At 71.5% G+C, this 19736-nt stretch carries 17 protein-coding genes; 6 read left to right on the top strand and 11 right to left on the bottom strand.

Going from position 1 to position 19736, the window contains the following annotated elements; all coding sequences use genetic code 11:
* Positions 1-7: 7 nt before the first annotated feature.
* Both ACFYO5_RS21840 and ACFYO5_RS21835 read right to left on the bottom strand, forming a co-directional pair.
* Positions 8-1045 (bottom strand): LacI family DNA-binding transcriptional regulator, encoded by a 1038-nt coding sequence (locus ACFYO5_RS21840; protein WP_388710968.1) that lies wholly within the window; start codon positions 1043-1045, stop codon positions 8-10.
* Positions 1042-3480 carry a glycoside hydrolase family 2 protein gene (locus tag ACFYO5_RS21835; RefSeq protein WP_388710965.1) on the bottom strand — a complete coding sequence of 813 codons (2439 nt, stop codon included), beginning with the start codon at positions 3478-3480 and terminating at the stop codon, positions 1042-1044. Before ACFYO5_RS21835 ends, ACFYO5_RS21840 begins: the two co-directional genes overlap by 4 nt.
* A 268-nt stretch (positions 3481-3748) precedes the next feature.
* On the opposite strand from ACFYO5_RS21835, the gene ACFYO5_RS21830 reads away from it, so the two are divergent.
* From ACFYO5_RS21830 to ACFYO5_RS21820, 3 genes are all read left to right on the top strand, one after another.
* Complete coding sequence (locus tag ACFYO5_RS21830) at positions 3749-5068, top strand: ABC transporter substrate-binding protein (RefSeq protein ID WP_388710962.1); 1320 nt, start codon at positions 3749-3751, stop codon at positions 5066-5068.
* 105 nt (positions 5069-5173) lie between these two features.
* Positions 5174-6133 carry a sugar ABC transporter permease gene (locus ACFYO5_RS21825; RefSeq protein WP_356567890.1) on the top strand — a complete coding sequence of 320 codons (960 nt, stop codon included), beginning with the start codon at positions 5174-5176 and terminating at the stop codon, positions 6131-6133.
* Positions 6130-6978, top strand: coding sequence for a carbohydrate ABC transporter permease (locus ACFYO5_RS21820; RefSeq protein ID WP_388710958.1), 849 nt, complete (start codon positions 6130-6132; stop codon positions 6976-6978). The genes ACFYO5_RS21825 and ACFYO5_RS21820 overlap by 4 nt, the downstream gene beginning before the upstream one ends.
* Positions 6979-7272: 294 nt before the next feature.
* Here the strand turns inward: ACFYO5_RS21820 and ACFYO5_RS21815 are convergent, their stop codons facing one another.
* The 8 genes from ACFYO5_RS21815 to ACFYO5_RS21780 form a co-directional block, all read right to left on the bottom strand.
* Positions 7273-7923: a CatB-related O-acetyltransferase gene (locus ACFYO5_RS21815; RefSeq protein WP_388712277.1), complete on the bottom strand. Its 651-nt coding sequence runs from the start codon at positions 7921-7923 to the stop codon at positions 7273-7275.
* A 381-nt stretch (positions 7924-8304) separates the two neighbouring features.
* A complete protein-coding gene (locus ACFYO5_RS21810) occupies positions 8305-9009 on the bottom strand; it encodes a hypothetical protein (protein ID WP_388710955.1) in 705 nt (234 codons plus the stop codon).
* Positions 9006-9545, bottom strand: a complete 540-nt coding sequence (locus ACFYO5_RS21805) for a SigE family RNA polymerase sigma factor (protein WP_388710952.1) — start codon at positions 9543-9545, stop codon at positions 9006-9008. Before ACFYO5_RS21805 ends, ACFYO5_RS21810 begins: the two co-directional genes overlap by 4 nt.
* A 108-nt stretch (positions 9546-9653) precedes the next feature.
* Positions 9654-10289, bottom strand: coding sequence for a hypothetical protein (locus tag ACFYO5_RS21800; RefSeq protein ID WP_388710949.1), 636 nt, complete (start codon positions 10287-10289; stop codon positions 9654-9656).
* Positions 10290-10758: 469 nt separating this feature from the next.
* On the bottom strand, positions 10759-11364 hold the full coding sequence (locus ACFYO5_RS21795) for a tetratricopeptide repeat protein (protein ID WP_388710946.1): 606 nt from the start codon (positions 11362-11364) through the stop codon (positions 10759-10761).
* A gap of 729 nt (positions 11365-12093) precedes the next feature.
* Positions 12094-13308, bottom strand: a complete 1215-nt coding sequence (locus tag ACFYO5_RS21790) for an MFS transporter (protein ID WP_388710943.1) — start codon at positions 13306-13308, stop codon at positions 12094-12096.
* A 405-nt stretch (positions 13309-13713) separates the two neighbouring features.
* Entirely contained in the window at positions 13714-14436 is a 723-nt protein-coding gene (locus ACFYO5_RS21785) for a VOC family protein (RefSeq protein WP_388710940.1), read from the bottom strand.
* A gap of 364 nt (positions 14437-14800) precedes the next feature.
* The gene (locus tag ACFYO5_RS21780) at positions 14801-15421 is read right to left on the bottom strand and encodes a TOPRIM nucleotidyl transferase/hydrolase domain-containing protein (protein ID WP_388712274.1); all 621 of its coding nucleotides are present in this window, start codon (positions 15419-15421) and stop codon (positions 14801-14803) included.
* Positions 15422-15793: 372 nt separating this feature from the next.
* Here ACFYO5_RS21780 and ACFYO5_RS21775 point away from each other — a divergent pair, with 372 nt between their 5' ends.
* Positions 15794-16201, top strand: coding sequence for a YciI family protein (locus ACFYO5_RS21775; RefSeq protein ID WP_388710937.1), 408 nt, complete (start codon positions 15794-15796; stop codon positions 16199-16201).
* Positions 16202-16217: 16 nt separating this feature from the next.
* A complete protein-coding gene (locus ACFYO5_RS21770) occupies positions 16218-17363 on the top strand; it encodes an RNA polymerase sigma factor (protein WP_388712271.1) in 1146 nt (381 codons plus the stop codon).
* Between the two features lie 186 nt (positions 17364-17549).
* Here ACFYO5_RS21770 and ACFYO5_RS21765 read toward each other — a convergent pair whose 3' ends face one another.
* Positions 17550-18383, bottom strand: coding sequence for a TetR/AcrR family transcriptional regulator (locus ACFYO5_RS21765; protein ID WP_388710934.1), 834 nt, complete (start codon positions 18381-18383; stop codon positions 17550-17552).
* A 139-nt stretch (positions 18384-18522) separates the two neighbouring features.
* Here ACFYO5_RS21765 and ACFYO5_RS21760 point away from each other — a divergent pair, with 139 nt between their 5' ends.
* The gene (locus ACFYO5_RS21760; protein ID WP_356567911.1) at positions 18523-19263 is read left to right on the top strand and encodes an SDR family oxidoreductase; all 741 of its coding nucleotides are present in this window, start codon (positions 18523-18525) and stop codon (positions 19261-19263) included.
* The last annotated feature ends 473 nt before the right edge of the window (positions 19264-19736 follow it).

Here is a 19736-nt window from a genome sequence, read left to right as displayed (position 1 = left end):
CGCCGGACTACCCGCCGGTCCTGGGCGCCCGGGAGGTGGACCCCCGCGGCGTCAGCGTGGGCGTCGGCGCCTGGTGCGGGCCGGTGTGCGTCCCGTCGATCACGTCGAACAGGACACGCGCCACCTCGGCCCCGAAGTGGTGCACGTCGTGGCTCATCGCCGACAGCGTCGGGTGGGTGATGCGGCACAGCTGGGAGTCGTCCCAGGCGACCAGGGAGAGGTCGTCGGGAACGGTGAAGCCCATCTCGGCGGCGACGCCGGCGCCCGCCACCGCCATGATGTCGTTGTCGTAGACGATGGCGGTGGGCCGGTCGGCGGCGAGCAGCAGCGAGCGGGTGGCGCGGGCGCCCTCCTTCTCGTCGAAGCCCGTGGCGATCTGCCGGGCCTCCTCCAGCCCGAGTTCGCGCATGGTGGACGCGAACGCGCGTGTCCGGATGGCGCTGTGCCCCAGGTCGGCGGGGCCGCCGACGCGGGCGATCCTGCGGTGGCCGAGTGCCGCCAGGTAGCGGACGGCCTCGCCGACCGCGCAGGCGTCGTCGGTCCACACCGCCGGGAACGGACCGGTGAGGGAGGGATGGCCGACGGCCACGGCGGGCAGCCCGACGCCCTCCAGGGACGGCAGCCGCGGATCGTCCTCACGGAGGTCCACCAGGATCGCCCCGGCGATCATCCGGCCGCTCCACCACGCCTTGTACACGGCCGTCTCCTCGTCGAGGTCGCGCACCAGCCGCAGCAGCAGCGAACACGACCGCTCCGCCAGGACGCTCTCGATGCCGGAGATGAACTCCATGTAGAAGGGTTCCAGGCCGAGCAGCCGGGCGGGCCGGCACAGGGCGAGGCCGACGACGTCCACCCGCTGGTTGGACAGGCTGCGCGCGGTGGCGCTGGGGGCCCAGCCCAGTTCCCGGGCCGCCTCGAAGATCCGCTCGCGGGTGGCGGCAGAGACACCGGGCTTGTGGTTGAACGCCAGCGACACCGCGCCCTTGGACACCCCGGCCCGCGCGGCGACGTCCTTGATGGTGACCCGTTCCGTCGAGCTGCTCACGCCACGTCCACGCAGTACAGGGCGGCCCTGACGTCCTGTACGTCGGCGGTGGCGCAGCCGGTGACCCGGATGCGCGCCTGCTCGCCGGGCAGCAGGGTCTGGAGGCCTCGGTCCGCGACGGCGGCCGGGCCCAGCCGGTCGGCCTGGAGCAGAAGGTCTCGGACGAGGGTACGGGCGCTCACCACGACGTCGACTCTATCCCGCTGCCCCGCCACGGGCTCCACGCTGACGTCGTAGCGGGGCCGGGGGTAGGCGAAGTCCTTGTCGGCGACCGGGAAGTGCAGGGCGCGCAGCCCTCCCCCGCTCCCGGTCCCGTCCGGGCCGGGAGACTCCCAGGCGTCGGCGACCAGGAACTCCTTCGCGGACCGCCCGTCCGGCACGAGGTCGTGCGGCACGGGGAGCCGGACGACCGAGCGGGGCTCGGCGGCCACGTCGAGGACGCTCTCGTGGATCAGGGTTCCGTCCGCTCGCCACCGGCGCAGCGTCACCGTGGTGCGCCAGGGCTCGGCGGCCTGGTTGACGGCGGCGAGCACCGAACCGTCGGTTCCGGGGCGCAGGGTCAGGAGCCGGTCGGCGTAGACCCGGCGCAGCTCGTGGTAGAGGGGCTTCGGGCGGCCGTCGCCGTCGAGGGCGGACCAGGAGGTGACGGGCCAGCAGTCGTTGAGCTGCCACACGACGGTTCCCGCGCAGACGGGCCAGTGGGAGCGCCAGTGCTCGATCCCCGCCGCGACCGCCCGCGCCTGCACGAGCTGGGTCAGGTAGTGCCAGCGGTCGAAGTCGTCGCCGGGCGGCGGGAAGTGGCGTGCGACGCCCCGGTCGAGCTTGCCGTTCCCGTCCTCGGCCTTCTGGTGGTGGAGCATGCCCGGGGAGTCCGGGGCGAGCCGTTCGCCGGGCAGGGCGCGCAGCAGGGTGGTGAGCGCGGGCGGCGCCTGCCAGCCGAACTCCGCGACGAACCGGGGGACGCTCGCGCGGTATTCGGCGTAGTCCTGGCGGTTCCACACCTCCCATGAGTGATGGGTGCCGTGCGCCGGGTCGTTGGGGTGGTGGTCCCAGGAGCCGGACCAGGGGCTGCCCGCGGCGTACGGACGGGTCGGGTCGAGTTCGGCCACGATGCGGGGCAGCAGGCCGAGGTAGTAGCCCTCGCCCCAGGAGTCGCCGGCGAGTGGGCCCTCCCAGTCCCAGTCGCGAAAGCCCCACAGGTTCTCGTTGTTGCCGTTCCACAGGATCAGCGAGGGGTGCGGCATGAGCCGGACAACGTTGTCGCGGGCTTCGGCCTCCACCTCGCCGCGCAGCGGCTGTTCCTCCGGGTAGGCGGAGCAGGCGAAGAGGAAGTCCTGCCAGACCATCAGACCGAGTTCGTCGCAGGCGTCGTAGAAGGCGTCGTCCTCGTAGATGCCGCCGCCCCACACCCGCACCAGGTCGATGTTGGCCTCGGCGGCCTGGGTGAGCCGGGTCCGGTAGCGCTCGGGGGTGACGCGGGAGGGGAAGGCGTCGTCGGGAATCCAGTTGACGCCGCGCGCGAAGATCCGCACACCGTTGACGACGAGGGTGAAGCCGGTGCCGTGCTCGTCGGCCGAGCGGTCGAGTGCGACCGTGCGGAAGCCGACCCGCCGGTGCCAGGTGTCCAGGGGGCGGCCCTCGTCGTCGCTCAGGGCGAGGTGGAGGTCGTAGAGGGGCTGGGCGCCGTATCCGCGGGGCCACCACAGGCGCGCGTCGGGCACCTCCAGGCGCAGCACCGCCTCGTCGCCGTCCAGGACGGCCTCCGTGCGCGCGCCGGCCATCCGCGCCTCGGCGCGCAGCGTGCGTCCCCGCCCCTGCGTGGTGCGTTCGACCTCCAGACGCACCTCCACCCGGCCGGTGCCCTCGTCCACGGTGACCAGCGGGCGCACCCGGGCGATGCGGGCGGTGGACCAGTGCTCCAGTCGCACGGGCCGCCAGATGCCGGCGGTCACCAGCGTCGGACCCCAGTCCCAGCCGAAGTTGCAGGCCATCTTGCGGATGTACTGCGACGGCTCCGGGTAGACGTTGGGCCGCTCCCCCGTGACGGCGCGGACGGCCGCCGCCTCGTCGTAGGCGGAGGCGAAGCGGATCTCCAGTCGCCCGGTACGGCCGGTGACGTCGAACCGGTAGCGGCGGTGCATGTTGCGGGTCGTGCCGACCGGGCGGCCGGCCAGGGTGAGGGACGCGGCGGTGTCGAGGCCGTCGAGGACCAGATCGGTGCGCTCGTGCGGGCTGACGTGCCCGAGATCGCGGACGTAGGTCCAGGCGCGGCGGCCCACCCAGGCCACCTCGGTCTCGTTGAGTCCGATGAACGGGTCGGGGATGACCCCGGCGGTCAGCAGATCGGTGTGGACGCAGCCGGGCACCGTGGCCTCCAGCAGCTCCTGTCCGTGGCGCAGGCTCCAGCCCTCGGAGAGCTGGGTGACGTCCTTCATGGTGCGGCTCCAATCGCCTGACTCAGGCCGGGTGGATGGACAACGGCCGACAACCTAACCCGCTGATCAGCCCCTGTCCATAAACCGGTCTAGTCGCAGCGGTGGCGGAAAGGCGTCGGTCGGCAGCACGTCAGCGCCCGCAGGCGCACGACCTGGTAACGATTGAGTATCGTGCTGGAAATCTGAGCTTTACCGGTTAACCCCTGGCTGCCATAGTGCCCACATCCCACCCGCAGAGCTGAGCCGCAATCCTGAAGGAGCTGGGCACATGGGGAAGAGGAAGACGCTCACGGGAGCGCTTCTGGCCGTCGCGATCCTGACCGTCGCGGGCTGCAGTGGCCAGGCCGCGGTCTCCGGAGAGACGGCGACGGCACCCGCCGATCCCGCCGACGCCTCGGGCACCATCAAGGTCCTGACGCACCGCACCGACCTCGTCCAGAACGGGACGATGGACAAGTACGCCGCCGAGTTCAACAAGACCTACCCCAAGGTGAAGGTGAAGTTCGAGGCCCTCACCGACTACGAGGGGGAGGTCAAGATCCGGATGAACACCGAGGACTACGGTGACGTCCTGATGATCCCGTCCGTCGTGGCCAAGAACGACTACCCGAAGTTCTTCGCCCCGCTGGGCAGCAGCGCGGACCTGGGCGGGAAGTACCGCTTCAGCGACAAGACCGACGTCGACGGCAAGATCTACGGCATCGCCACCTTCGGCACCGCCAACGGCTTCCTCTACAACAAGGCCGTCTGGAAGAAGGCCGGCGTCACCGCCTGGCCCACCACGCCGCAGGAGTTCCTCGGCGATCTGAAGGCGATCGAGTCCAGGACGGACTCGGTGCCCTACTACACGAACTTCAAGGACGGCTGGCCCCTGACCGCGTGGAGCAACAACATCGGCTCCGTGACCTGCGACGCCCGGGCCAACGACAAGCTGGCCGGCCCGGTCTCCCCGTGGAAGAAGGGCGGGGAGCTGCACACGATCGACTCCCTCCTCTACGACATCGTCGATTCCGGCCTGTCGGAGAAGGACCCCAACACCACCAACTGGGAGGCGTCCAAGGCAATGATCGCCAAGGGGCAGGTCGCCACCATGCAGCTGGGCTCCTGGGCCATCACCCAGATGCGCGACGCCGCCCGCCAGGCCGGCACCGATCCCGACGACATCGGCTTCATGCCCTTCCCGGTGCGCAAGGACGGCAAGTACTGCGCCCTGCTCGCCTCCGACTACCAGCAGGCGGTCAACGCGCACTCCGACCACAAGGCCGCCGCGCGGGCCTGGGTCGACTGGTTCGCGGAGAAGTCCGGCTTCCCCGCCAAGGAGGGCGCCGTGTCCGCGCTGAAGTCCGCCGCGATGCCCAGCACCCTCAAGGACTTCGTTGACAACGATGTCACCTTCCTGGACCGCTCCGAGGCGGAGACGGGCGAGGTGAACGCGATCGACAACGCGGCCGAGATCGGCCTGAACAAGCCGGACTACCGGCAGAAGCTCGTCGACACCGCTCGCGGCGCGCAGAAGGGCAGCAGGGAGGACTTCCTCGCGGACCTGGACAAGAGGTGGAACGAGGCGGCCGGGACCGTCGGTTCCTGACCGCCGGCCGGCCTCTCCCCCTCCCCCAGCCGCGACCGGCCCCGTCCGGACCCACGGACGGGGCCGGTCGCCCGCCGCAGATCAGCGGACGACGAAAGGCCCGACATGCCCGAGACCACCGAGACGGCACCCGCGAAGGTGCCGCGCGCCGCCACCCGGCCCCCCAGGACGGCACGCCGCCCGACGCCCCGGGGCGGCCCCCCGCTGCTGCGCCGCCTCACCCCGTGGTTCTTCCTCGCCGCGCCCCTGGCCCTGCTGGTCACGTTCACCTACGTGCCCGTGGGAAACATGATCTTCTACAGCTTCACCGACTGGGACGGTGTCAGCCCCGACCGGAACTTCACGGGCTTCGACAACTACCGGCAGATCTTCACCCGGCCCGAACTGTTCCGGGTGTTCTTCGTCAGCTTCTACTACCTCGCGGCCTCCGCCGTGCAGATCGTGATCGCGCTGTACTTCGCGACCGTCCTCAGCTTCGACCTGCGCTTCAGGAACCTCTTCAAGGGGATCCTGTTCTTCCCCTACCTCGTCAACGGTGTGGCCATCGGGTTCGTCTTCCTCTACTTCTTCCAGGACGGCGGCACGCTGGACTCGGTGCTGTCCTGGTTCGGCGCCGGCTCCGACCACGCGTGGATGGGCGATCCCACGTCGGCGAACACCTCGCTGGCCGGGGTGTCCGTCTGGCGCTTCACCGGGCTGAACTTCGTCCTGTTCCTGGGCGCGATCCAGTCGATCCCGGCCGAACTGTACGAGGCGGCGCAGTTGGACGGGGCGACCCGGTGGCAGCAGTTCCGGCACATCATCGCGCCGAGCATCCGACCGGTCGTCAGCCTCAGCGTCATCCTGGCCATCTCCGGGTCCCTGTCCGTCTTCGAGATCCCGTACATCATGACCGGCGGCGCGACCGGCACCTCGACCTTCGTCATCCAGACGGTGAAGCTCGCCTTCCAGTTCAACAAGACGGGCCTGGCGTCCGCCGCCGCGGTCGTCCTGCTCCTGATCATCCTGCTGGTCACCTGGATCCAGCGCCGCCTGGTACCCGACGAGAAGGTGGACCTCGTATGACCACGCCGCCGCCCGCCCCGCGCCGACGCCGGATCGGACCGGCCCTGACCTACGTGTCGCTGGTCGCCGCGTCCCTGATCGTGCTGGTCCCCCTCGTCGTCGTCTTCCTGACCTCGCTGAAGACGTCCGAGGAGGTCGCCGACGGCGGCGCCCTGACACTGCCGGGCGACTGGCTCAACTTCGGCAACTACGCGACGGCCTTCACCGACGGCAAGATGCTGTCCGCCTTCGGGAACACCGCGTTCATCCTGCTCTTCTCCATCACCGGGACGGTCCTCGTCGGTTCGATGACGGCCTACGCCGTCGACCGTTTCGCCTTCCGCGCGAAGAAGCCGGTCATGGCGCTGTTCCTGATCGCCACGCTGGTCCCCGGGGTGACCACCCAGGTCGCCACGTTCCAAGTGGTCAACAGCTTCGGCCTGTTCAACAGCCTGTGGGCACCCATCCTGCTCTACATGGGGACGGACATCGTCTCGATCTACATCTTCCTGCAGTTCATCCGGGGTATCCCGGTCTCCCTCGACGAGGCCGCGCGCCTGGACGGGGCGAACTCCCTCACCATCTACTGGAAGATCATCCTGCCGCTGCTGAAGCCGGCCATCGCCACGGTGGTGATCATCAAGGGGATCACCGTCTACAACGACTTCTACATCCCCTTCCTCTACATGCCCGCAGAGGACCTCGGCACCATCTCCACCGCGCTGTTCCGCTTCAAGGGACCCTTCGGCGCGCACTGGGAGAACATCTCGGCCGGCACCATCCTGGTGATCGCCCCGACCCTGCTCGTGTTCCTCTTCCTCCAGCGCTACATCTACAACGGCTTCTCGCAGGGCGCGACCAAGTGACCCCGCTCGGCTCCGCGGACGCCGCCACGGAGCCGAGGTCACGCCGGGCACGGGGCAACCGCGCGGGAGACCGTGCGTCGCGTCGTGTTCGCCGTCGACGACATCGAGGACGTCCTCCTCCGCCTGCGCACCCGCGGTGGGAACTCGCCGGCGAGGTGGCGCGGTTGGGCGAGGTGCGGCGGTTCGGCGAGGTGGGGCGGTTCGAGGACAGCTGTCGGCTCCGCCACGTCCGCGGCCCCGAGGGCCTCGTCGTCGGACGGGCGAAGCGGCTCGGCCGAAGTCCCCTCGTCCCCGTCACGTGCGACGGGGGTCCGGGGCGGCGGCTTCCAGGTCGGCGACGCTGCCCGACATGATCGTCCGCACGTGCCGCGTGAGGTGCTCGGCGGGCCAGTCCCACCAGGACACGGCCAGGAGCCGGGCCACGTCCTCGTCGCCGTAGCGGGTGCGGACGAGGCGGGCCGGGTTGCCGACGACGATCCCGTAGTCGGGCACGTCGGACGCGACCACGGCGCCGGCCCCGATGATCGCGCCGTGCCCGATCCGTACGCCCGGCATCACCGTGGCGCCGTAACCGAACCAGACGTCGTTGCCCACGACCGTGTCACCCCTGGTCGGCAGTCCGGTGAGCAGATCGACGTGCTCCGCCCACGAGCCGCCCATGGTGGGAAAGGGAAAGGTCGAGGGGCCGTCCATGCGGTGGTTGGCGCCGTTCATGAGGAACCGCACTCCCGTGCCCAGGGCACAGAACCTGCCGATGACCAGTTTCTCCGGCCCGTAGTGGTAGAGGACGTTGCGCGTCTCGAACGCGGTCGGATCGTCCGGGTCGTCGTAGTAGGAGTACTCCCCCACCTCGATCAACGGGGAGGTGATCAGGGGCCTGAGCAGCACCACGCGGGGTTGGTCGGGCATCGGGTGGAGCACGGTCGGGTCGGCAGGCAGGGGCACGGGCATGGCGAGTGGATCCTCGTGGACGCGGTGTCAGTGTCTTCCCTCCCCATGATCACAGTCGGGTGCCGCCCGGAACACCGGTTTGTCGGCCTCGCCGCCGGCGACGGCCTGGCCGGCACGGTCCCCCGGCCCGGTCGAGGGGAGCCCGCGCGGTCGAGGGCAGCCCACGCGGTCGAGGGCGGCCCGCGCGCCGGAGCGGGATGCGGTGGTGTGCGCGATCGCCGCGTGCGGTCGCGGGTGTTCGCGGCGTTCCCGGTGGCCGGGGTGGCCGCGACCGCCGCGTACGGCCACGGTCGGCACGAAGGGGCGCGCGGCCCCCGAGCGGCCGGGCACCCCCGCAGGGATGCCCGGCCGGATGCCTGCCCCCGTGGCCGGCCGCTAGGGGGAGGCGGTGCCGTCGAAGTGCTGGCCGATCAGCACTTCGCCGTCCTGTGTGGAGGCGGTGACCGTGTAGCCGGTGTCCGCCGTCGAGGCGTCGCAGAAGACGTAGTACGTACCCCACCCCGGGTGGCCCGGCAGGGTCAGCGCCTCGGCGGTGTGGCGGCGTCCGGAGTCGAAGCGGAGTTCGATCCTGGACGGGAGGGTCTTCGCGCGGAACGCTCCGAAGTACAGCACGTTCTCCCCGGCGACGCTCCTGCCCGAACTTAGCGTTTCTGGAAGGACGTTGTCGCCGAGGGAGCCCTTGGCCCGCTCGACCGCGGCCACGATGTCCCCCGTGCCCACGACGAAGTTCTGCCGGCCGTCCGGGAGCAGGGCCATGCTGTGGCCGTGGCCGATGCCCACCACCTCGTACGGGGACACGGTCCGGGGGCCCGGGTGTTCCGCCGACGGCACGGGGCCGGGCGGAGTCGTGGACACCGGCGCCGTGGCCGGCGGGGTCGTGGGCGTGGGGCGGGCGAGGTCGGTCAGGCCGAGGGCCGCGGCCCATGCCGTCACCGCGACGACCGCGCCCACCGCGGCGGCTGTGCGGCGGCGGCGCGCGCTGCGGCCTCTGCGCAGCACCGCGTCGACGGGAGCGGGGCTGCTGGGGAACGTGTCCGCCTCACGGCGGAGGAGTTCGCCGAGTCGTGCGTCGTCGGTCACGGCCGCTGTCCCCCTTGTGTGCCGCGGTCCACACCGAGTGTGACCGGTTCGGTCGTCACCGCCTGTTCGCGGAGTTTCCTCAGCGCGCGGGCCGTATGACTGCGCACCGTACCGACGCCGGTGCCGAGCAGGCGTGCCACCTCGGTCTCGCTGCGGTCCTCCAGGTACCGCAGCACGACGACCGCTCGCTGCTTCGCCGGCAGCCGGGCGAGCGCGTCGAGTACCGCGCTTCGCTCGGCGAAGGCCTCGTTGTCGTCCGGGGCGGCGGGCTCCGGGAAACGCGTGGTCAGCCATTCGCGGACCTTCATGCGCCGCAGTCGGTCCGCATTGGCGTTGATCATGATGCGCCATACGTAGGCGTCCGGGTCGTCCGTGCGCCGTACGCGTTCCCACTTCACGTAGGCCTTGGCCAGGGCGGCCTGGACCAGGTCCTCCGCGTCCTGATGGTGCCCTGTCAGGAGGTGGGCGGTGCGGAGCATGCGGGGCCAGCGGCTGACCATGAACGCCCGGAAGTCCGCCTCCGTGCTCGTCTTCAATCGAGTCCTCGTGTTCTGCCGCCTGCGCGGTCGGTGTCACGCCGTCGTGCCCATGGTGTGCGCGGGGCGCGACGGCGTGACGTCACCACCGGGTGGGCGGAACGGCCGTCAGCGGATCGCGGGCGAGGGGTCGTATGCCAGGTGGGCGAGCACGGAACCGTCCTGGGCGTACGCCGTGACCTCGACCGTCCCCCGCGGGCTGCCCGCTCCGCCGGCGTCGTGGTAGTAGGTGCCCCAGCCGGGCCTACCGGGCAGCATCAGCATGCCGGCCTCGACCTCGGCGCCCGTGCCGATGCGCAGGGTGATGCGCGCCGGCACCGTGTCCGTCCGGAAGGCGCCGGTGAACAGCACGTCGTCGCCGTCGACGCCCATCCCGCCGCTGATGCTGTCGGGGCGGATGTTGTCACCGGCGAGGCCCTTGGCCTGCTCGACGGCGTCCTCGTAGTCGTCCCAGGCCACCACGTAGTTCTGCCTGCCCTCGGGAAGGAGCCCCATCTTCGCGCCCTGGCCTATCTCCACCGCTTGGTACGGCCGCACGACGCGCGGACCGTTCGGGGCGGCCGGGCCTCGCCCGGGCAGGTGGACGCCCGCTGCTTCCTGGCCCGCCGCCACCGGACGGCTTCCGGTGTCCGGGGCGCCGGCCTCGGCGGGCGGCGTCAGGCCGCCCACGGCGAGCGCGGTGCCGGCCCCGCCCGCCAGGGCCATCGCGGCGACTCCCGCTACCACAAGCCTTCTCGTCTTCATGGGTTCCTCCGGTGTTCCGTCCGATCGGTGATCGGTTACACGTCTCAGACGGCGGACGCCCCCGGCATCTATGTCAGCACGCGAGGATTTCTTCCCGGACTTCCCCGACCTCCCTGACTTCCCCGACTTCGCGGCGCACGGCGGTCGGGTGGCTGCGCGCTCTTCACGCCAGAACGATGCGGGACTCCACCTGCCAGGTGGGGGGAGACAGCCGGTCGTGGCGCCACCCTCGGGTGCCGAGGGAGGATGAGGACCCGGAGACCAGGGGCGGACTTGCGGCCGCGGCGCCTCCTGCCGAGCAGCACGACTACCGTCGAGCACACCAAACGCCGTAGAGCCAGGGCAGGTCGGACACGGCCGGCCGTCCGCGTCGAACACGGCACTGTGCCGACGCGTGTGGACGCGTCGTGCGGCGGGAGCCTTCACACCCGTGCCGTGAGCGTGTGGACGCGTCGTGCGGCGGGAGCGCTCACACCCGTGCCGTGAGCCGGGCCCGCGCGGCACGCAGGTCGGCCAGGTCACGGGTCGGCCCGCATTCGAGGCGGAAGACGCGGTCCTCCTCTTCGGCGATCGCCCGGTTCACGAGCTGGAGCGCCTTGGCGAAATCACCGTTGAGTTCCCGTACCTCCGCCAGGTACTGCCGGCACACGCAGGTGCCGTAGTCCTTCGGTCCGAAGCGGGACTCGCTCTGGGCGAGCAGGGCGGTCAGCAGCCTCACGGACTCGGCCGTCTGCCCGTTCCTGCCCCGCAGGTAGGCGGCGATGCGCAGTTGTGCGTGGGTGTCGGGGTGGTCGCGGCCAAGCGAGTCGGCCATGGCCGTGGCGATGTCCTGCCGTTCGGCGATCGCCGCGCCCGGACGCCCGTCCTTCGCCAGATGGTCGGCGAGCGACTGGCGATGCCTGAGGGTGACGGGGTGGTTCGGACCGCGCGTCGCCCTCAGACGCGCGACCAGCGCTTCTGACACGAGCACGGCGTCTGCGTGGTCACCGCGCTCCGACAGCCAGTACGCGGCGTGCGAACGGGCGGTGACGGCGTCCGGGTGATCGGGGCCCAGAGCCCGGACGAGGTGGTCCAAGCGCCATGTGATCTCCGCCGGAGTCATCCACTGCGGCCTGTTCACACGACGGAAGGGCCGCATGATCCACCACGTGCGCGGCGTGTGGGACCGGCATTCCAAGCGCTCCTCCAGGTTCATTCACGCACCCCTTCCGGCCCCGGTTCGGTCCCAGCTCAGCATCGCGGAGTGATCCGGGTCTGTACACCCCTGGATGGCTCCTGGTCACCCGGCACCGGTTGGTGCGACGGCTGCCCAACAGCCGTGGGATCTAAGGCACTTGACCGCATCCGTCAGTCGAGGCGACCCCCTCGGAACGCTGCCGGCGCTTTCGGTGAGGCTCTGGAGGCCCCGGCTGGAACCGAGGGCCTTCGGTCCCGTTGACGCGGCAGCGACTGCCTCCGCAGGGCAGGTGGGTTTCTCCCGCTCCACCGGGAGGCCGAAGGAACGGTGGGGCCGAAGAAAATGGTGGGGCCGACCGAACGGTGGGGCCGAAATGGCAGTGGGGCCGAAAGAACAGTGGGGTCAGAGCCGGGACCGGCGTCGCTACGAGATCACGCCATGCCCCGATCAGCCAGAACACGGCGCAGGAGGCAACGTCGAATCCGCCCACCGTGCCATCATCCGGCCGAGGTCGAGGACAATCGCTGCGCCGACAACGCGCTGGTCAGCTGGTCAGCCGGTCACTCGTGGGACGACGCCGGGCTGGCCTCGGCCCTGAGTACCTCAGTGGCCTCAGCCCTCGGCGACTCAGGAGGGCACCGGGGCGTCAGCGTCGTCCGTGGCCGTGGCGGAGCGCGCGTCCACCGCGGGGGCGAGGGCGATGGCCACGGCGGTGAACGCGAGGACGACGATCATGGCGGTTCGGAGGCCGTAGTGGTCGCCGAGGAACCCGAGGCCGGGAGGTCCGACGAGGAACGCGACGTAGCCGATCATGGCCACGAGGCTGACACGGGCGGCCGCGTCGGGTCCGGAGTCACCGGCCGCCGACAGCGCGACGGGGAAGCCGAGCGAGGCTCCCATGCCCCAGAACAGCACCGCGGCGCCGGCCAGGACGGCGGAGTCGGCGAAGACGACGACAGCGATGCCGAGGGTCGCGGAGACAGCGCTGGCCCGGACGACGGGCGTGCGTCCGAAACGGTCGATGAAGAAGCCGCCGCCGAAGCGGCCGATCGTCATGGCGGCGGCGAACCCCGTGTAGACGGCGGAACCCAGGGCGGGGTCCGTGCCGTGACCGTCGACCATGAGCAGCGGCAGCCAGTCGTTCGCGGCCCCCTCGGCCAGGGCCATGGCCAGGATGACACCGCCGATCAGGAGCAGCCGTCGATCCCTCCAGACCGTGCCCCGGGTCGACGCGGAACCGCTCTCGGACCGCCGGTTCGGGTGCCGGGTCTTTCCCACCGCGCCGGGGATGGCGCGGAAGGCGTAGGCGAACATGCCGGCCGTGACGGCGACGACGGCGGCCAGGTGCCACTGCACCGGAACGGCGGCCGCGGTGCACACGATGCCGCACGCGGCTCCCACGACGGTGCCCAGGCTGAAGAAGCCGTGCAGCGTGGGCAGCACCGTGCGCCCCGAGATCTGTTCGACCTCGGCCCCGTCGACGTTGACGGCGACCTCTCCCCCGCCCATTCCGGCACCGAAGAGGAACAGACCGGCTGTCACGACCGGCGCGGAGGTGAGCATCGCCCCGCCACCGACGACTGCCATGCTGACGATGATCAGCAGCGTCCCCGCTCCCATGACGGGCCGGGTGCCGAACCTGGCCACCATCGCTCCGGAACCGAGGATGCCGATCATGGAGCCGACGGACAGCCCGAACAGGATGATCCCCATCTCCGCGGTCGACGCGCCGAGTCGGTCCCTGATGTCGGGCGTCCGTGTCACCCAGGAGGAGATCGACAGACCCGGTACCAGGAAGAGGAGGAACAGTGCCGCTCGACGGCGGCGCGTAGCCAGGTCCATGGGGAGGTGTTCTCTTCACGCGAATAAGGCAGGGCGGGCATCGCCCCGCGCCGAGTACGTCCGAACGTACACGCTGGTGGCGGGCCGAGGAAGACGATCACACGCCGCCTCCTCGCCGACGCCGGGCTGCTCGATGCCGGCCCTTCGACGTCACGGACGACGGGCTGTCCGCGCTGCGAACGGCCCGTGTCCCGCCACCGCGACGTCGGTCGCGAAATCCCACGCCGTCACGCGCGGCCCGCCGGACGGGGCCCGGACGCCGCGGGACCGGCATGTTCGTCAACGCCGCCGAACCCGGTGGCGATCAGCTCGCCCCCGGCTGAGGTCGGCGCACGCTCGTCGCCGGCTCCGGCATCGGCCGTCGCGCCGCCGTGCGGCAGCACCGGTTTCACGGGGGCGTGCGGATCATCGAGGGGGCAGGACGCAGAACTCGTGGCCGTCGGGGTCGGCCATCACCACCCAAGCGACGTCCCCCTGGCCGATGTCGACGCGCTTCGCCCCGAGGGAGACGAGTCGGTCGACCTCCGCCTGCTGATCACCGTCGGCAGGCGGGGCGATGTCGAGGTGCAGCCGGTTCTTCCCGGTCTTCGTCATCAGCGGCGGTCCGCCCCACGTGACCTTCGGACCGCCGTGCGGCGAGCGGATCGCGGTCTCCTCGTCCTGGTCCCAGACCAGCGGCCACTCCAGCGCACGGCTCCAGAAGTACCCGACGTCCTGTGAACCGTCGCACGAGAGCGCTCCGATGAATCCGCAGTCCTCGAGGAACTTGTTGCCCGGCGGGATGACGCAGAACTCGTTGCCCTCCGGGTCGGCGAGCACCACGTGCCCCTCTTCCGGGCGTTGGCCGATGTCGATGTGCCGGCCGCCGAGCGCGAGCGCCCTCGCCACGACCTGTCGCTGGTCGTCCAGGGACGTGCTCGTCAGATCGAAGTGCATCTGGTTGGGGCCGGTCTTCCGCTCCTGGGTCGGAAGGAAACGCATCCGGAACCCGGTGTCGTCGTCCGGTAGGAGCTGGATGCCGTCGTGGTGGTCGTCGGCCGTCTCCCAGCCCAGGAAGTCGCCCCAGAAGCGCGCGAGACGGGGTGCGTCGTTCGCGTCGAAGGTGAGCGCTTGGAGGTGAGTGGTCATCGTGTGTCAGCTCCGGTCTGCCGGCTCGCTGTCCCACCGTCCGGTCGTGCGGGACGGGCCACCGGCGAGAAGGCTTGGAAGAGGGGCGTGGCTGGACCCGGCCGACCCTGCCCAGGCGGCGGCTCCCGGTCAACTCATTAACGACCGGCGCTCGGTCACCGCGGTCACCACGATCGTCCTCGTCCGGCATGTCACACGGCCGTCGTGTCTCCATCGCGTCACACGGACCTCGTCCGTGGAACCGCAGCCGCGGAACCGTCAGCCACCGGTCCGTCAGCCACCGATCGGTGAAAACACCGGACCGTCAGCCACCGATCCGCAGGCCATCGGACCGTCAGCCACCGATCCGCAGGCAACCGGACCGTCAGTCCAGGCTCGTGAGGAGGTCGTCGAGCGGGGCAGGTACCTGTGCGGGGCCGAGGGCCTCGACCAGGAGGCGGCCGTAGCGGATCTTGCGGCCCTTCTTCGTGCCGAGGAAGCGCCGCAACTGCTGCTGTCGGGGCCGGCCGTGCTGTGCGGGCTGGTGCAGGAAGGTCTGCCACGCGCGGAGGTCACCCTCTGCCCGGACGACCTCCTCGACCGTTGCCGTGCCCAGCGCGCGGACGAGTTCGTCCTCCAGGTCCGACACGCACACGAAGAAGCCCTGGCGCGGCGCCCCCGCCCGGTCCAAGCCCCGGTCGTAGAAGGGCCGCTCACGCTCGTCGCAGAGTCCGGTCAGCCGGAGGCCGAGGCCCGGGGGTCCGAGGAGATCGGCGTAACGGGCGACGCTCATCGCCCCGCCCATGGACACGACGCACACTCCCTCGCCGGCCAGGTCCCGGCCACGCCGTGCGGCCAGCGCCTCGACGGCGGCGAGGTCGCTGGGCCCTTCCAGCAGCACCGCGGTCCGTACCCCCAGCCGCTTCGCGAGATCACTCGCCGACGTCCCGGAACCGCCGGCCGCCCAGGCACTCACCTCGTCCCGGAACGCCCGCATGTCCGCCATGCAGGCGAGTCTGCACCACCGTCGGTGGTCCCGGCGCGGCATTATTCGACGGCCCGCGCCCTCGACGGGGACGGCGCCGGAGACCGTGCGCATGTGTCGAGGGCGCGGATGGGAGCGGACGCCGGAGCGGGAGCGTCGGCCGCGGGTGACGTGCTGGCGGACGGCGGCTCCGCGTGTCTTCGGTCCTCGCTCCGTTCGCCGCTGACCGGTCACTCCACGGCCATGTCCTCGGATCGCCGCTCACCGGTGCGAGGACGCTTCACGAGAGGCAGCGGAAAACAACTCCGGACGGCATGTCGAGAACGCGTGGTCGGCTCCGTCCCCGTGGTGAAGGCGACCACAATGGGTCGCACGGCATCGAGGAGAGACACCATGGCCAAGTACCTGCTGCTCAAGCACTACCGCGGCGCCCCGGCCCCGGTCAACGACGTGCCCATGGCCCAGTGGACGCCGCAGGAGATCTCGGCGCACGTGCAGTACATGAACGACTTCGCGGCCCGGCTCGAGAAGACCGGCGAGTTCGTCGACAGTCAGGCGCTCGCCCCCGAGGGGACGTTCGTACGGTACGACGGTGAGGGCCGCCCGCCGATCACCGACGGCCCGTTCGCCGAGACCAAGGACGTCATCGCCGGCTGGATGGTGATCGACGTCGACAGCTACGAGCGCGCCGTCGAGCTGGCCGGGGAACTGTCGGCCGCCCCCGGCGCGGGCGGGAACCCGATCCACGAGTGGCTCGAGCTGCGTCCGTTCTACGGCGTGTCGCCCACCATCACGGAGTGACCGAGTGACCTCTGAGGTGAACGAGGCCCTGCTACGGAGCCTCACGCCGAGCGTGCTCGGGATCCTCGTCCGCCGCGGAGCCGACTTCGCGGCGGCCGAGGACGCCGTGCAGGACGCCCTGGTCGAGGCGGTCCGTGTCTGGCCGTCCGAACCGCCGCGGGACGCGAAGGGTTGGCTGGTCACCGTCGCCTGGCGCAAGTTCCTCGACGCGACCCGGGCGGACACCGCCCGCCGCCGGCGTGAGGACCGCGTCGACGAGGAGCCGGCGCCCGGGCCGACGCCCGCGGTGGACGACACGCTCCAGCTGTACTTCCTGTGCGCCCACCCGTCGCTGACGCCGTCGTCCGCCGTCGCGCTCACACTGCGTGCCGTCGGCGGGCTGTCCACCCGCCAGATCGCCCAGGCGTACCTGGTGCCCGAGGCGACCATGGCGCAGCGGATCAGCCGGGCCAAGCGCACCGTCTCCGGCGTACGGTTCGACCAGCCCGGCGACGTCGCCACCGTGCTGCGCGTCCTCTACCTGGTCTTCAACGAGGGCTACTCCGGTGACGTCGACCTCGCCGCGGAGGCCATCCGGCTCACCCGGCAGCTCGCTGCCGCGATCGATCACCCGGAGGTGGCGGGGCTGCTCGCCCTCATGCTGCTCCACCATGCACGGCGCGCCGCCCGGACCGCGCCCGACGGCAGTCTGGTGACACTCGCCGAGCAGGACCGCGGCCGGTGGGACACGGCGTCGATCGCCGAGGGTGTCGAGATCCTCCAGGCGGCTCTCGCCCGCGACCGGCTGGGCGAGTTCCAGGCCCAGGCGGCCATCGCCGCGCTGCATGCGGACGCGCCCGCCGCCGAGGAGACGGACTGGGTGCAGATCGTCGAGTGGTACGACGAGCTGGCGCGCCTGACCGACAGCCCGGTCGTCCTGCTCAACCGCGCGGTGGCCGTGGGAGAGGCCGACGGACCGCGGGCCGGCCTGGCGGCGCTCGCGGCGCTGGACGCCTCACTGCCCCGCCACACCGCGGTGGCGGCCTACCTCCACGAGCGCGACGGCGACCTGGCGACGGCGGTTCGGCTGTACGCCGAGGCGGCCCAGAAGGCAGCCACCCTGTCCGAGCGCGACCACCTGACACGCCAGGCGGCCCGGCTCAACGCCCGCGGAACTCGCTGACAAGCCGACGAGCTGCCACGCCTCTCCGTCGGCCGTCCGGGGCGTCGACGGCGAGGCGGTCGGGCGCGGCCCGGCACGAACGGGGTCCGCCGCCGCATCGGTCCGGCGTCGGCAGGCACTGCCGCACCGGGCCCCCGCACAGGCCCCTCCACGGACGGCACCCGTGGCTTGTCGCGCCGCCACCGCTCACCGCTGCCGCCGTGCGGGGCCCACGCCGGGCCCTGCTGTACCAGGGTCGGCCCGCGCACCGTCCCGACCGGAGTCGCCCCGCGCCAGGTCCTCCTCGGCCGCGATGCGGTCCAGCCACTCGGCGAGCAACGTGCGCTCACCGGAGGTCAGCGTCCGCACCCGGTCGCGTATCAGGGACTTGAGGGCGACGGCGTGCACGGCCGCGGAGTGGGCCGCGATGCCCGGCCGGGAGGCGTCGTCGTCCTGGCCGGCGGCGGGGGCGAGGACGGAGCCGAGGACGGCTTCCCGGACGTTCTCGGACAGACCTTCATACTGCGCGAGCCTGCCGTCGGCCTGCGCGGCGATGAGGGTGAGTGTCACGCCCATGCCCGCTGAGTGGACCATCGTCGCGGCCGGCTCGACCCCCGTCCGCAGCCGGCCGTCCCTGGCCACCCGTTCGACGATCCGCAGCAGCACCTGGTGGGCGTCACCGGTGACGGCGAACTGCCGGCCGGGCCGCGGTTCGGTGTACAGGAGCCTGTAGAGCGCGGGGTTGGCCAGTCCGAACGCCACGTGCGCGTCCCATCCGTGGCGCAGCTGCGCCACGGGGTCGCCGTCGCCGTCCTGGGCCTGCTTGGCGGCCAGATAGGTCGCGTATCCCCGCTGGGCCACCTCGTCGAGCAGCCCCTGCATGTCACCGAAGTGCCGGTAGATGGTCTGCGCCTGCACACCGGCGGCCGCGCTGACCGCGCGTGTGGAGACCGCGTCGCGGCCGCCTTCGGCCAGCAAGGCCGTCGCGGCCCGCAGGATCCGCTCGCGGGGCTGGGTTGTCGTCGTGTCGACCGTCGCCATGCATCGATGCTAACACTTCCACCACATCATCGATGTGTTAGCGTTGATATGACAGAAAAGTTAGCGGCGATACCCATGGCCGCGCGACCGGTTGCGGGTCACCCGGACCCCCAAGGCCTCTCACGAAGGACGGATCACCATGACAGACGACTCCACCTCCCGCGTCGCTCTGGTCACCGGCGGCTCCGGCGGCATCGGCCGCGCCGTCGCCGAGCGCCTCGCCAAGGACGGCATCGCCGTGGGCGTCCACTACGCCGGAAACAAGACCCGTGCCGACGACACCGTCGCCGCGATCACCGCCGCCGGCGGCCGGGCGGTCGCCGTGGGCGGTGACGTCGCCGACGAGACCGCTATGGCCGAGGCCTTCGACGCCGTGGAGCAGGCGTTCGGCGGCATCGACGTCGTCGTCAACACGGCGGGCATCATGCTGCTGTCGCCGATCGCCACGCTGAACCTGGACGACCTGGACAGGATGCACCGCACCAACATCCGCGGCACCTTCGTGGTCTCCCAGCAGGCGGCCCGACGGGTCCGCGCCGGCGGCGCCGTGGTCAACTTCTCCACCTCGGTCACCCGCCTCCAGTTCCCGACGTACGGCGCCTACGCGGCGAGCAAGGGCGCGGTCGAGGCCATGACCCTCGTCCTCGCCCGCGAACTGCGCGGCAAGGACATCACCGTCAACGCCGTGGCCCCCGGCCCGACGGCCACGCCCCTGTTCCTGGAAGGCAAGGACCAGGCCACGATCGACAACCTGTCCAAGGCTGCGCCTCTGGAGCGCCTGGGCACACCCGACGACATCGCCGAAGCCGTCGCGTTCCTCGCCGGCCCGGCGCGCTGGATCAACGGACAGGTGCTGTACGCCAACGGCGGCCTGGCCTGACCGCCGAACGCGCCCGGAGCGCGATCAGGAGCGGCGTTCGGAGGGGCGGTCCTTCTCGGCAAGGCCGGTGAAGGGGATGCGGCAGCCGGAGCGGGACGCGCGGACGGTCAGGCCGTCGCACCCGGCGTCGACGTCGGCGGTCAGGCGGTGGGGAGGGTGGGCAGGTCGGCGATCTCCGCGTCCGTCTCGCCAAGTTCGTCCCCGCGCGCGCCCGGAGGCCGGCGACGGGGCGGCCGTGTCCGCGGCGGCCCGTGTCCAGCGGTTCGGCGGCCTCCGGCACCACGAACGCCCCCCGCGGACGAGAGGGACCGGACCGGTTGTCGGGGCACCCGCCGGAAGCCCGTACGCGCCGTACCGTACGCGCCGTACGCGAGGACGCCGCATGGGCCCACCGGCCTCGGGTACGGGGAAGGTGAAGCGACGCCGCCGCCTGGCGCATCCCGCACCGGGCGCTCCGGCCGCGGCCACGATGG

Source organism: Streptomyces sp. NPDC006259 (assembly GCF_042870975.1).
Classification (GTDB): Bacteria; Actinomycetota; Actinomycetes; order Streptomycetales; family Streptomycetaceae; genus Streptomyces.
The sequence above is the reverse complement of the archived record's forward strand: the minus strand, read 5'-3'. Positions and strand labels throughout refer to the sequence as shown.

Coding starts and splice junctions, on each gene's coding strand:
- ACFYO5_RS21835 (WP_388710965.1), bottom strand. CDS start 3,480: ATGAAGGACGTCACCCAGCTCTCCGAGGGCTGGAGCCTGCGCCACGGA.
- ACFYO5_RS21830 (WP_388710962.1), top strand. CDS start 3,749: ATGGGGAAGAGGAAGACGCTCACGGGAGCGCTTCTGGCCGTCGCGATC.
- ACFYO5_RS21825 (WP_356567890.1), top strand. CDS start 5,174: ATGCCCGAGACCACCGAGACGGCACCCGCGAAGGTGCCGCGCGCCGCC.
- ACFYO5_RS21820 (WP_388710958.1), top strand. CDS start 6,130: ATGACCACGCCGCCGCCCGCCCCGCGCCGACGCCGGATCGGACCGGCC.
- ACFYO5_RS21800 (WP_388710949.1), bottom strand. CDS start 10,289: ATGAAGACGAGAAGGCTTGTGGTAGCGGGAGTCGCCGCGATGGCCCTG.
- ACFYO5_RS21790 (WP_388710943.1), bottom strand. CDS start 13,308: ATGGACCTGGCTACGCGCCGCCGTCGAGCGGCACTGTTCCTCCTCTTC.
- ACFYO5_RS21785 (WP_388710940.1), bottom strand. CDS start 14,436: ATGACCACTCACCTCCAAGCGCTCACCTTCGACGCGAACGACGCACCC.
- ACFYO5_RS21780 (WP_388712274.1), bottom strand. CDS start 15,421: ATGGCGGACATGCGGGCGTTCCGGGACGAGGTGAGTGCCTGGGCGGCC.
- ACFYO5_RS21775 (WP_388710937.1), top strand. CDS start 15,794: ATGGCCAAGTACCTGCTGCTCAAGCACTACCGCGGCGCCCCGGCCCCG.
- ACFYO5_RS21765 (WP_388710934.1), bottom strand. CDS start 18,383: ATGGCGACGGTCGACACGACGACAACCCAGCCCCGCGAGCGGATCCTG.
- ACFYO5_RS21760 (WP_356567911.1), top strand. CDS start 18,523: ATGACAGACGACTCCACCTCCCGCGTCGCTCTGGTCACCGGCGGCTCC.